The organism is Pseudomonas sp. ESBL9, assembly GCF_036668715.1.
GTDB classification, from domain to species: Bacteria; Pseudomonadota; Gammaproteobacteria; order Pseudomonadales; family Pseudomonadaceae; genus Aquipseudomonas; species Aquipseudomonas lundensis.
Genome location: NZ_JAZEVV010000004.1, coordinates 88348 through 101524, shown reverse-complemented (window position 1 = coordinate 101524; position 13177 = coordinate 88348). Strand labels below are relative to the sequence as shown.

Annotated in this window: 9 protein-coding genes and 3 tRNA genes; 9 read left to right on the top strand and 3 right to left on the bottom strand. The window is 54.6% G+C overall.

Translation table 11 applies throughout. The annotated features are described in order from the left end of the window. The first annotated feature begins 232 nt into the window (after positions 1–232). The 9 genes from V6F78_RS12745 (at position 233) to V6F78_RS12705 (ending at position 9480) form a co-directional block, all read left to right on the top strand. A tRNA-Arg gene (locus tag V6F78_RS12745) sits at positions 233–309 on the top strand. 40 nt (positions 310–349) lie between these two features. Further along, positions 350–425 (top strand) — tRNA-His (locus V6F78_RS12740). A 56-nt stretch (positions 426–481) separates the two neighbouring features. After that, positions 482–566, top strand: a tRNA-Leu gene (locus tag V6F78_RS12735). A 397-nt stretch (positions 567–963) separates the two neighbouring features. After that, positions 964–2274, top strand: coding sequence for a trigger factor (gene tig, locus V6F78_RS12730; RefSeq protein ID WP_047276601.1), 1311 nt, complete (start codon positions 964–966; stop codon positions 2272–2274). A 91-nt stretch (positions 2275–2365) separates the two neighbouring features. Beyond that, entirely contained in the window at positions 2366–3007 is a 642-nt protein-coding gene (gene clpP, locus V6F78_RS12725) for an ATP-dependent Clp endopeptidase proteolytic subunit ClpP (protein WP_047276599.1), read from the top strand. A 106-nt stretch (positions 3008–3113) separates the two neighbouring features. Next, the gene (clpX, locus tag V6F78_RS12720) at positions 3114–4397 is read left to right on the top strand and encodes an ATP-dependent Clp protease ATP-binding subunit ClpX (RefSeq protein ID WP_047276597.1); all 1284 of its coding nucleotides are present in this window, start codon (positions 3114–3116) and stop codon (positions 4395–4397) included. A 164-nt stretch (positions 4398–4561) separates the two neighbouring features. Further along, the gene (gene lon, locus V6F78_RS12715) at positions 4562–6958 is read left to right on the top strand and encodes an endopeptidase La (protein ID WP_047277959.1); all 2397 of its coding nucleotides are present in this window, start codon (positions 4562–4564) and stop codon (positions 6956–6958) included. A gap of 148 nt (positions 6959–7106) precedes the next feature. After that, complete coding sequence (locus V6F78_RS12710; RefSeq protein WP_003183171.1) at positions 7107–7379, top strand: HU family DNA-binding protein; 273 nt, start codon at positions 7107–7109, stop codon at positions 7377–7379. A 229-nt stretch (positions 7380–7608) separates the two neighbouring features. Continuing rightward, positions 7609–9480, top strand: coding sequence for a SurA N-terminal domain-containing protein (locus V6F78_RS12705; RefSeq protein ID WP_047294195.1), 1872 nt, complete (start codon positions 7609–7611; stop codon positions 9478–9480). 251 nt (positions 9481–9731) lie between these two features. On the opposite strand, the gene fabI is transcribed toward V6F78_RS12705, so the two are convergent. Genes fabI through V6F78_RS12690 form a run of 3 tightly spaced genes read right to left on the bottom strand, consistent with a single transcriptional unit; the run spans position 9732 to position 13177 of the window. Then, a complete protein-coding gene (gene fabI, locus V6F78_RS12700) occupies positions 9732–10526 on the bottom strand; it encodes an enoyl-ACP reductase FabI (protein WP_047276587.1) in 795 nt (264 codons plus the stop codon). A gap of 19 nt (positions 10527–10545) precedes the next feature. Further along, on the bottom strand, positions 10546–12156 hold the full coding sequence (locus V6F78_RS12695; RefSeq protein WP_314397839.1) for an ABC transporter ATP-binding protein: 1611 nt from the start codon (positions 12154–12156) through the stop codon (positions 10546–10548). 1 nt (position 12157) lies between these two features. Continuing rightward, entirely contained in the window at positions 12158–13177 is a 1020-nt protein-coding gene (locus V6F78_RS12690) for an ABC transporter permease (RefSeq protein ID WP_047276583.1), read from the bottom strand.

Sequence of the window (13177 nt, the reverse complement as noted above, 5' to 3'; positions counted from 1 at the left end):
GCATGCCATGGCGTGAGGGCAAAGGCGCTTGGTCTGCTTAATCCCCTAACCCCTTTATATTTCTAAACTTTTTTTAAAAAAGAGTTGACGACCTACCGACTCACCTATAACATTCGTCGCACTTGTCGGGCACAGCCTAGCACTGGTTAAGAAGGTAGAGCGAAGTTGATGTCTAGCTTGGTGATACTGAAAGCACTTAGTTTGTAGTCGTCACAGAGTACAGATTAATAAGGCGCCCGTAGCTCAGCTGGATAGAGCATCCGCCTTCTAAGCGGATGGTCGCAGGTTCGAGTCCTGCCGGGTGCGCCATTAGGCAGCTTTGGCACAAGTAGGCAGTACAGGCAATATGGTGGGCGTAGCTCAGTTGGTAGAGCACGGGATTGTGACTCCCGTTGTCGAGGGTTCGATCCCCTTCGTCCACCCCATATTTAGAAAGACGCCAGATTAATAATCTGGCGTCTTTGCTTCAAAAGTTTGAAATGCGGATGTGGTGGAATTGGTAGACACACTGGATTTAGGTTCCAGCGCCGCAAGGTGTGAGAGTTCGAGTCTCTCCGTCCGCACCAAATTAGTGGCTCGTCCACTTACTAAAAAAGGCGCAGCACCTGAAAAGGGCTGCGCCTTTTTCGTTTTGGCGTTTTTAAATGTTCAAGCGCCATTGATCGTGCTAAAGAGGCGGGTTGTCGAGTCAGGCATTTCTGCTTTTCCTCTTTAGCTGGGCCTTTTTGGTGGGCGTTTATGGCCGAGAGTCGCCTTCTATATAGGAAGGTTCTGACTCGGTCTTTATGGTTATAGGTTGTGTCTCCGGGAGTGAGCGAATGAATGCTGCTCCTTATTAATGCGTGTGCTGTTTCCGGGTACGAATGCGGTAGGGTGACTTCTTGAGTTTGACCCACTAGAATGCATGCCCTTGATTATGGGGTCGGAAACGGCCGGCTAACGTCTGTGCAACGAGGAATATCCATGCAAGTTTCTGTTGAAAATACTTCCGCTCTTGAGCGTCGCATGACCATTGGCGTGCCAGCTGAGCGTATTGAGGCTGAAGTCAACAAGCGTCTGCAACAGACTGCCCAAAAGGCCAAGATCCCGGGCTTCCGTCCAGGCAAAGTGCCAATGAGCGTGATCCGCCAGCGCTACGAAGCTGATGCGCGTCAAGAAGCGCTGGGCAACATCATCCAGGCTTCCTTCTACGAAGCAGTGGTTGAGCAAAAGCTCAACCCGGCAGGTCAGCCATCTGTAGAACCTAAAGTGTTCGAAAAAGGCAAAGATCTGGAATACATCGCCACTTTCGAAGTGTTCCCTGAATTCGAAGTGACGGGTCTGGACACTATTGCCGTTGAGCGTCTGAGCGCTGAAGTGGCTGATGCTGACCTGGACAAGATGCTGGAAGTACTGCGCAAGCAGAACACTCGTTTTGAAGTCACTGAGCGTGCTGCTCAGAACGAAGATCAGCTGAATATCGACTTCGTTGGCAAGGTTGACGGTGAAGTGTTTGCAGGCGGATCGGCGAAGGGTACTCAGCTGGTTCTGGGTTCGGGCCGCATGATTCCTGGTTTTGAAGAAGGTCTGGTAGGCGCCAAGGCGGGCGAAGAGCGCGTTCTGACCCTGACATTCCCTGAGGACTATCAGAATCTTGATCTGGCAGGTAAAACTGCCGAGTTCACCGTGACGGTTAACACCGTTTCTGAGCCAAAGCTGCCTGAATTGAACGAAGAATTCTTCGCTCAGTTCGGTATCAAAGAGACTGGCCTTGAAGGTTTCCGCGCCGAAGTTCGTAAGAACATGGAGCGTGAATTGCGTCAGGCGATCAAGTCCAAGGTTAAAAATCAGGTTATGGAAGGCCTGCTGGCTGCCAACCCGATTGAAGTGCCTAAGGCGCTGTTGTCGAGCGAAGTTGACCGTCTGCGCGTTCAGGCTGTTCAGCAGTTCGGCGGCAACATCAAGCCGGATCAACTGCCAGCCGAGCTGTTTGAAGAGCAAGCCAAGCGTCGCGTTGTGCTGGGTTTGATCGTGGCTGAGGTGGTCAAGCAGTTCGACCTGAAGCCAGACGAAGATCGCGTTCGTGAAATGATTCAGGAAATGGCTTCTGCTTACCAGGAGCCGGAGCAGGTTGTAGCCTGGTACTACAAAAATGACCAGCAATTGAACGAAGTCCGTTCGGTTGTGCTGGAAGAACAAGTTGTGGATACTGTTCTGCAGAAGGCTAAGGTGACCGATAAGTCGGTCTCTTACGAAGAAGCTGTCAAGCCGGTGGAAGCTCCACAAGCCGACTGATTTCAGATTCGTTTGAAAACACAACCATAAGCCAGCCTCGTGCTGGCTTATGCGTATTCAAGACAGAACTATTTGGGAGTGACTGCAGGACATGTCCCGCAATTCTTATATGCAGCAGAACTCTGACATTCAAGCCGCTGGCGGCTTGGTCCCGATGGTTGTTGAGCAGTCCGCCCGTGGCGAGCGCGCCTATGACATCTATTCGCGCCTGTTGAAGGAGCGGATCATCTTCCTGGTAGGCCCTGTAGAAGACTACATGGCTAACCTGGTCGCGGCGCAGTTGCTCTTCCTTGAAGCCGAAAACCCGGACAAGGACATCCATCTTTACATTAACTCCCCTGGTGGCTCGGTAACGGCAGGCATGTCGATCTACGACACCATGCAGTTCATCAAGCCGGACGTCTCGACCATCTGTATTGGTCAGGCCTGCAGCATGGGTGCATTCCTGTTGGCTGGCGGTGCGCCGGGCAAGCGTCATTGCCTGCCGAACTCGCGGATGATGATTCACCAGCCACTGGGCGGTTTCCAGGGGCAGGCGTCGGATATCGATATTCACGCCAAGGAAATCCTCAACATCCGTCATCGTTTGAACTCGCTGTTGGCGCATCACACCGGTCAAACCCTCGAAACCATCGAGCGTGACACGGAGCGTGACAACTTCATGAGTGCCGAGCGTGCAGCCGAATATGGCTTGATCGACTCTGTGTTCAGCAAGCGTCAAATGCCCGCTTAAGCAGCTCAAATGTAGGTGGTTGGTTTATCCGGCCACCTGTGGGCTTGAAAAAGCCTGCAGTTGCCTTCATCTTGTGTTGCAAGCCTATCGGATTTGGATCGATCGAATGACTGACACCCGCAACGGCGAGGACAACGGCAAATTGCTCTATTGCTCCTTCTGTGGCAAAAGCCAGCATGAAGTGCGCAAATTGATTGCCGGCCCCTCGGTCTTTATCTGCGACGAATGCGTCGACCTGTGCAATGACATCATCCGTGAGGAGGTGCAGGAAGCCCAGGCCGAGAGCAGTGCGCATAAATTACCATCGCCAAAAGAAATCAGCGGCATCCTTGATCAGTATGTAATTGGTCAGGAACGTGCCAAAAAGGTTTTGGCTGTAGCGGTTTATAACCACTACAAGCGCCTCAACCAGCGTGACAAAAAGAACGACGACGTCGAACTGGGCAAGAGTAATATCCTGCTTATCGGTCCTACTGGCTCGGGTAAAACCCTGCTGGCAGAGACCTTGGCTCGTTTGCTGAATGTGCCTTTCACCATTGCCGACGCAACCACGCTGACTGAGGCGGGTTATGTGGGGGAAGATGTTGAAAATATCATTCAGAAGCTGTTGCAGAAGTGCGACTACGATGTAGAGAAGGCTCAGATGGGCATTGTCTACATTGATGAAATCGACAAGATTTCACGCAAATCTGACAACCCGTCCATCACCCGGGATGTTTCCGGTGAAGGTGTGCAGCAAGCTCTATTGAAGCTGATCGAAGGTACCGTGGCTTCCGTTCCTCCTCAAGGTGGGCGCAAGCATCCTCAGCAAGAATTTTTACAGGTTGATACCCGTAATATTCTCTTCATCTGCGGTGGTGCTTTCTCCGGCCTCGAAAAGGTCGTTCAGGCTCGCTCAACCCGTGGCGGTATTGGCTTCAGTGCTGAGGTTCGCAGCAAGGAAGAGGGCAAGAAGGTAGGTGAATCCCTACGTGAGGTCGAACCTGACGATTTGGTCAAGTTTGGTCTGATTCCGGAATTCGTAGGCCGTCTCCCTGTACTGGCGACATTGGATGAGCTGGATGAGGCTGCATTGATGCAGATTCTCACCGAGCCTAAAAATGCGCTGACCAAGCAGTACGGCAAGTTGTTCGAAATGGAAGGTGTAGACCTTGAGTTTCGTGCGGATGCGCTGAAAGCTGTGGCCAAGCGTGCTCTGGAACGTAAAACAGGTGCTCGTGGCCTGCGTTCCATTCTCGAAGGCGTGCTGCTCGACACCATGTATGAAATCCCCTCGCAGTCCGAGGTGAGTAAAGTGGTGATCGATGAAAGCGTTATCGAAGGCAAGTCCAAGCCATTGTTGATTTACGAAAACAACGATGCGACTGCCAAGGCTGCGCCAGACGCGTAAATGTGTAGCTCTTTGTTACATGGTGCGTGTTTAACAAAGGGGCCTTCGGGCCCCTTTGTTTTTACTGCCTATCAACGCTTGTTTTTTTTAGAGACAGCCCCCATCTTGGCTTCAAGCTTACTTCCATCTGATTACGGCCGTATGGCCGCCGTAGAGGCGAAATCATGAAGACAACCATCGAATTGCCTCTCCTGCCGTTGCGTGATGTCGTTGTGTATCCGCACATGGTGATCCCACTGTTCGTGGGACGCGAGAAGTCGATCGAGGCCCTCGAGGCTGCGATGACGGGCGACAAGCAAATCCTGCTGTTGGCTCAAAAAAATCCTGCTGACGATGATCCCACTGCCGACGCACTTTATGGCGTGGGCACTATCGCCACTGTTTTACAGTTGCTGAAACTGCCAGACGGTACCGTCAAGGTGCTGGTCGAGGGTGAGCAGCGTGGCGCTGTTGAAAAATTTGGCCAGGCGGATGGTTACCTGAGCGCCGAAGTTTCCTTGATCGAAGAAGCGGCTGCGCCTGAGCGCGAGTCCGAAGTATTTGTACGCAGCCTGCTCTCGCAGTTTGAGCAGTATGTGCAGTTGGGCAAAAAAGTACCGGCTGAGGTGTTGTCTTCGCTTAACAGCATTGATGAGCCAAGCCGACTGGTCGATACCATGGCTGCCCATATGGCACTCAAGATCGAACAGAAGCAGGAAATACTCGAAATCATCGATCTGCAAACCCGGGTGGAGCACGTGCTCGCGCTGCTGGACGCCGAAATCGATCTGCTGCAAGTTGAAAAGCGCATTCGCGGCCGCGTCAAAAAGCAGATGGAACGCAGTCAGCGCGAGTACTACCTGAATGAGCAGATGAAGGCCATTCAGAAAGAGCTGGGTGATGGTGACGAAGGTCACAACGAAATTGAAGAACTGAAAAAGCGCATTGATGCAGCCGGCCTTCCAAAAGATGCCATGGCCAAAGCGCAGGCTGAGCTTAACAAGCTCAAGCAGATGTCGCCCATGTCGGCCGAAGCGACGGTCGTACGCTCCTATATCGACTGGCTGGTCCAGGTGCCCTGGAAAGCGCAGAGCAAGGTGCGTCTGGACCTCAAGCGCGCTGAAGACATCCTTGATGCCGACCATTACGGTCTGGAGGAAGTTAAAGAGCGGATTCTTGAATATCTCGCTGTGCAAAAGCGGGTGAAGAAAATCCGTGGACCGGTGCTGTGCCTGGTCGGGCCTCCGGGGGTCGGTAAAACCTCGCTTGCCGAGTCGATCGCCCATGCAACCAATCGTAAATTCGTGCGAATGGCGTTGGGCGGTGTCCGTGACGAGGCCGAAATTCGGGGCCATCGCCGGACTTATATCGGTTCGATGCCAGGCCGATTGATTCAAAAAATGACCAAAGTGGGCGTACGTAACCCGCTGTTTCTGCTCGATGAAATCGACAAAATGGGCAGCGACATGCGTGGCGATCCCGCGTCAGCGTTGCTCGAAGTGCTCGATCCTGAGCAAAACCATAACTTCAATGATCATTACCTCGAGGTTGATTACGACCTGTCCGATGTGATGTTCCTGTGCACCTCTAACTCCATGAACATTCCGCCAGCGTTGCTGGACCGGATGGAGGTAATTCGTCTGCCGGGTTACACCGAAGACGAAAAAATCAACATTGCTGTCAAATACCTGGCACCCAAGCAAATCGAGGCGAATGGCCTTAAAAAAGGCGAATTGGCATTCGACAACGAAGCCATTCGCGACATCATTCGTTACTACACCCGTGAAGCCGGTGTACGGGGGCTTGAGCGTCAAATTGCCAAGATCTGCCGTAAAGCCGTCAAAGAGCATGCGTTGGAAAAACGCTTCTCTGTGGTGGTGACGTCTGATTTGCTCGAGCACTTTTTAGGTGTAAGAAAATTCAGTTATGGCTTGGCTGAACAGCAAGATCAGATTGGTCAGGTAACCGGCCTGGCCTGGACTCAGGTGGGCGGCGAGCTGTTGACGATTGAAGCCGCAGTCGTGCCTGGCAAAGGTCAACTGATCAAGACCGGCTCGCTGGGCGATGTCATGGTCGAGTCGATCACGGCAGCGCTGACGGTTGTGCGCAGTCGCGCTAAAAGTCTGGGTATCCCGTTGGATTTCCACGAGAAACGCGATATTCACATTCACATGCCTGAAGGCGCTACGCCCAAGGACGGCCCGAGCGCGGGTGTCGGAATGTGCACCGCTTTGGTCTCCGCACTGACGCTGATTCCCGTGCGGGCAGATGTTGCGATGACCGGTGAAATTACGCTGCGTGGTCAGGTATTGGCCATCGGGGGCTTGAAGGAAAAACTATTGGCTGCTCACCGTGGTGGGATCAAGACAGTAATTATTCCTGAAGAAAATGTCCGTGATCTGAAGGAAATCCCTGACAACATCAAACAGGATCTTCAAATCAAACCGGTTAAATGGATTGACGAAGTCCTGCAAATTGCGCTGCAATACGCGCCGGAGCCCTTGCCGGACGAGGCTCCCGAGATTGTCGCCAAGGAAGACAAACGAGAGTCTGACTCTAAGGAAAGAATTAGCACGCATTAATACGGATTCGCCTGAGGGGCTTTCTTGACGCTTTTTAGAGCCCTTGTTATAAAGCGGCTCTATAAGTGTCCGTAAGTGCTTCAGCAGTCGTTTTGCTTTGACCAAAAAACTTTAGAAACATACTCAGATAGATATAAGGGGACTTAGAGTGAACAAGTCGGAACTGATTGATGCTATCGCTGCATCTGCTGATATCCCGAAAGCTGCCGCCGGCCGTGCGCTGGACGCAGTAATCGAATCCGTCACTGGCGCTCTTAAGGCTGGCGACTCTGTGGTACTGGTTGGCTTTGGTACTTTTTCTGTAACCGATCGTCCTGCTCGTACTGGTCGTAACCCACAGACCGGTAAAACGCTGGAAATTCCTGCTGCTAAAAAGCCAGGTTTCAAAGCCGGTAAAGCGCTGAAAGAAGCCGTTAACTGAGTTTCTGCTACACCTTTTACCCAACCGGGTCAGGCGCACGCCAGGCTTGGCAGCGGAGCGGTAGTGCGGTCGATGGCTATATCGATCTGTTACGCCGGGGGTCGCGGGTTCGAGCCCGGTCCGCTCCGCCAGTTACGAGAAGGCGCATCCTCGGATGCGCCTTTCTTCTATCCGGACTCTACCCACGCTCCACGGTTGTTCATTAAGCAAGACCGTTTCTGGGGGAAGCATGCTGCAAAATATCAGGGACAATTCACAAGGCTGGATTGCCAAGACCATCATCGGTGTCATCGTCGCGTTAATGGCGTTGACCGGTTTCGATGCCATTTTTCAAGCCACTTCGACCAGCAAGGATGCAGCCAAGGTAAATGGTGAAGAAATCACTCAAACCGAGCTGAGCCAGGCCGTCGACATGCAACGTCGTCAGCTGATGCAGCAACTGGGCAAGGATTTCGATGCCTCGCTTCTGGACGAGAAAATGCTGCGTGAGTCGGCCCTCAAAGGGTTGATCGACCGCAAGCTGTTGCTGCAAGGTGCCAACCAGTCCAAGTTCTCTTTCTCTGAGGCCGCGCTGGACCAAGTGATTCTGCAAACGCCAGAGTTCCAGGTGGATGGCAAGTTCAGTCCCGAGCGTTTCGATCAGGTCATCCGCCAGTTGGGCTACGGCCGCCTGCAATTTCGCGACATGCTGGCTGAAGAAATGCTGATTGGTCAGCTGCGCGCCGGTTTGGCAGGCAGTGGTTTTGTTACCGACGAGCAAGTCAACGCCTTCGCCCGTCTTGAAAAACAGACCCGCGATTTCGACTCGCTGAACATCAAGGCCGATCCTGCTGCGGTGAAATTGAGCGATGACGAGATCAAGGCCTACTACGACGAGCACGCCAAAGAGTTCATGACCCCTGATCAGGTTGTGATCGATTACATCGAATTGAAGAAGTCTTCTTTCTTTGATCAGGTGGCGGTCAAGGATGACGAGCTTCAGGCGCTTTATCAGAAAGAAATCGCCAATTTGGCTGAACAGCGTCGTGGCGCGCACATCCTGATTGAAGTGAACGACAAAGTCAGCGACGAGCAAGCCAAGGCCAAAATCGCCGAGATTCAACAACGTCTGGCCAAGGGCGAAAGTTTCGAGGCATTGGCCAAGGAGTTCTCTCAGGATCCAGGTTCGGCGGCTAACGGCGGTGATCTTGGTTTCGCAGGCCCGGGTGTTTACGACCCGGTGTTTGAGACAGCCCTGTATGCGCTGAACAAAGACCAGGTGTCCGAGCCGGTTCGCACGAGCTTTGGCTACCACTTGATCAAACTGCTGGGTGTGGAAGCGCCTGAGGTGCCGACCTTTGCCAGCCTCAAAGACAAACTGACGCGTGACCTGAAAACACAACAGGTCGAGCAGCGCTTTGTCGATGCCAGCAAGCAGCTTGAAGATTCGGCATTTGAAGCCTCTGATCTGGCGCAGCCAGCCCAGGAGCTGAAGTTGACCGTTCACACCTCTGCACCGTTTGGTCGTGAAGGTGGAGAAGGGGTTGCCGCCAACCGCGCTGTGGTTCAAGCCGCATTCAGCACTGAAGTGATGGATGAGGGGGCGAACAGCTCTGCCATTGAGCTTGATCCTGAGACCGTTGTCGTATTGCGCGTCAAGGAGCACCGCAAGCCGGAGCAATTGCCGCTGGAAGCGGTCGCGCCAAGCATTCGTGCGCAATTGGTTAAAGAGCACGCCAGTGCTGCGGCTAAAACCCGGGCTGAGGACATCATTAAAGGACTGCGCGATGGCAAGTTGCCGTTGAATCAGCCGGTTGATGGTCATGCCTGGAAGGTTGAGCAAGGGGTGGCACGAGGTCAGGACGGTATCGATCCGGCTGTCTTGCAAGCCGTGTTCCGCATGCCCAAGCCAGCCTCCAAGGACAAGCCGACGTTCGGCAGCGTTACCCTGGCGGATGGCAGTGTTGTCGTGCTGCGCTTGAATGCCGTCAATGACGGTGCCCAGCCGACAGCAGAAGAGAAAGCTACGTATCGTCGCGTTCTCGCTTCGCGTGCCGGTCAGCAGGACTTCTCTGCTTTGCGCAAGCAGTTGGAAAACGAGGCCAAGGTCGAACGCTACTAAGCCGTGAGATCAAGCGTTTAGCCTCAACCAAAATGGCCGCTCATGGAGCGGCCATTTTTTTGCTTGGGAAACGGGCCAGTTGCTCCCTCGCGATTAGGGTGCGCAGAGGGAATGCGGTCCTCGCGTGATCAGGGGCTGGCCGTGTTGCGGCGCATGCGACGAGGGAAGAGCAGGAGGAGCGCCGACCTTAAACGCAAAACGCCCGATGCAGTGGCTGCACCGGGCGTTTTTAAGGCAGCGACAGCGAAGAGTTACTCTTCGATGTTGCCCATTGCGGTGGTGTTGAAGCCGCCGTCAACGTACATGATTTCACCGCTGATGCCCGACGCTAGGTCAGAGCACAGGAAGGCGCCGGCATTACCGACTTCATCAATGGTCACGTTGCGACGCAGAGGCGTTTGCGCTTCGTTGGCTGCCAGCATTTTACGGAAGTTCTTGATACCCGACGCGGCCAACGTGCGGATCGGGCCTGCCGATACACAGTTAACGCGCGTACCTTCCGGGCCCAGGCTGCCAGCAAGATAGCGTACGCCCGCTTCCAGGCTGGCTTTTGCCATGCCCATCACGTTGTAGTTGGGCATGGTGCGCTCTGCGCCCAAGTACGACAGGGTCAGCAGGCTGCCATTACGGCCTTTCATCATCGGGCGGCCAGCCTTAGCCAGGGCCACGAAGCTGTAGGCGCTGATGTCGTGGGCAATGCGGAAACCTTCACGGGTGGTGGCGTCGGTGAAGTCACCATCCAGTTGGTCGCCCGGAGCGAAGCCCACGGAGTGAACGATGCAGTCCAGACCGTCCCACTTCTTGCTCAGGTCTTCGAAGACCTTGGCAATTTCTTCATCGCTGGCAACGTCGCAAGGGAAGCACAGTTCAGGGCTGGAGCCCCAACCTGCGGCGAACTCTTCAACGCGGCCTTTCAGCTTTTCGTTCTGATAAGTGAAGGCAAGTTCAGCGCCTTCACGGTGCATGGCGGCAGCAATGCCAGAAGCGATGGACAATTTGCTAGCGACACCGACGATCAGGACGCGCTTACCGGCGAGAAAACCCATGTGTTGTTCCTCTATCAGATTAATCGACAGCCACTGGTGCCAAAAAGGCGGCTTCCAGCAACTGCTGTGTATATGGATGTTGCGGCGAGGCAAAAATGGAAGACGCCTCACCTTGTTCGACCACTTGGCCTTGCTTGACCACCATCAATTGGTGGCTCAGCGCTTTGACTACCGCCAAATCATGGCTGATAAACAAATACGTCAGGTTGTACTTGGCTTGCAGAGCACGCAAGAGCTCGACGACCTGGCGTTGAACCGTTCTGTCCAACGCAGAGGTTGGCTCGTCCAGCAAAATCAACGCTGGCTTCAACACTAACGCGCGGGCAATGGCGATTCTCTGCCGCTGTCCACCTGAAAACTCGTGAGGGTAACGGTGCCGGGTTTCAGGATCCAGACCTACTTCACGCAACGCCTCAATAATGGCGGCTTCTTGCTCTTGAGCGGTGCCCATGCCGTGAATGCGTAAACCTTCACCGACAATTTCGCTGACGCTCATGCGCGGGCTGAGGCTGCCATACGGGTCCTGAAACACCACCTGCATCTGGCGTCGCAACGGTCTGACGTCTTTCTGCGACAGGCAGTCTAGCTGCTTGTCCCCAAAATGAATCGCGCCGCGACTGGCAATCAGCCGCAAAATCGCCAGCCCCAACGTCGATTTGCCCGATCCGCTTTCCCCCACAATGCCCAGCGTTTGACCACGGGGCAGGCTGAAGTTAATGCCATCGACTGCTTTTACGTAATCAACGGTTTTGCGCAACAGCCCTTTTTTGATCGCAAACCAGACTCTCAGGTCCTCGACCTTCAGCAACGGCGGGCCCGCGATGGTCTCCGCTGGGCCTCCGCTGGGTTCTGCACCGAGCAGTTCCCGGGTGTAAGGATGTTGCGGCGAACGGAACAGCTGTTCGCACGATGCTTGTTCGACGATGCAACCGCGCTGCATGACACATACTCTGTGAGCAATTCGTCGAACCAGGTTCAAATCGTGACTGATCAGTAACAGCGACATGCCCAGCCGGGCCTGCAAATCTTTGAGCAAATCGAGGATTTTGAGCTGTACCGTGACGTCCAGCGCCGTCGTGGGTTCGTCGGCAATCAATAACTCAGGCTCATTGGCCAGGGCCATGGCAATCATGACACGCTGTCTCTGGCCGCCGGAGAGCTCGTGTGGCAAGGCCTTTAGCCGTTTGTGGGGCTCGGGGATGCCTACGAGATCCAGCAGCTCCAGCGTCCGCTCAGTGGCTGCCTTGCCCGTTAACCCTTTGTGCAGCCCCAGCACTTCATTGATCTGCTTTTCAATGCTGTGCAGGGGGTTGAGTGACGTCATCGGCTCTTGAAAAATCATGGCGATGCGGTTGCCGCGGATGTGCCGCAGTTTTTTCTCGTCCAGCGTCAGTAAATCCTGCCCCGCATAGGTGATGCTGCCGCCGGGATGGCGGGCGATGGGGTAGGGCAGCAGCCTCAGGATCGAGTGGGCCGTGACAGATTTGCCTGAGCCGCTTTCGCCCACCAGTGCCAGGGTTTCGCCACGTTTGATGTCAAAGCTCACGCCTTGCACCACACGCTGCGGTTGCTCCCCGGCCACGAACTCGACGCAGAGATCGCGCACTTCGATCAGATTGTCCTGCGTCATTTCATTTCCTCGGGTCGAAGGCATCGCGAGCGGACTCACCGATGAACACCAGCAAGCTGAGCATGATTGCCAGCACGGCGAACGCGCTCATGCCCAGCCACGGCGCTTGCAGGTTGGATTTACCCTGGGCGACCAGCTCACCCAGAGAGGGTGCTCCCGGCGGCAGGCCGAAGCCCAGAAAGTCCAGCGCGGTCAGCGTGCCGATCGCACCGGTCAGAATGAACGGCATGAACGTCATGGTCGACACCATGGCGTTGGGCAAAATGTGCCGGTACATGATGGCCATGTCCTGCATGCCCAGGGCACGGGCGGCCCGAACGTACTCCAGATTGCGACCCCGCAGGAATTCGGCCCGCACGACATCCACCAGGCTCATCCACGAAAACAGCAACATGATGCCTAGCAGCCACCAGAAGTTGGGCTGCACAAAACTGGCGAGGATGATCAGCAGGTACAGCACTGGCAATCCGGACCAGATCTCCAGAAAGCGCTGACCTGCCAGGTCGACCCAGCCTCCGTAGAAGCCCTGCAGCGCACCGGCAATCACACCGATGATGGAACTCAAGATCGTCAGGGTCAGGGCGAACAGCACCGAAATCCGGAAGCCGTAAATCACCCGCGCCAGCACGTCGCGCCCTTGGTCATCGGTGCCGAGCCAGTTTTCGGCTGAAGGCGGTGCGGGGGCGGGGACTTTCAGGTCGTAGTTGATGCTCTGATAGCTATACGGAATGGGTGGCCACAGCACCCAGGCATCTTTTTTGGCCAACAGTTCGCGGATGTAGGGGCTCTTGTAATTGGCCTCCAGCGGGAACTCACCGCCAAAGTCGGTCTCGGGGTAGCGTTTGAGGGCGGGAAAGTACAGCTCGCCGTCGTAGCGGATGACCAGCGGTTTGTCGTTGGCGATCAACTCGGCGCCGAGGCTGAGCGTGAACAGCACCAAAAAAATCCACAGTGACCACCAGCCGCGTTTATTCGCTTTGAACCGTGCGAATCGTCGCTTGTTAAGGGGCGATAACGTCAT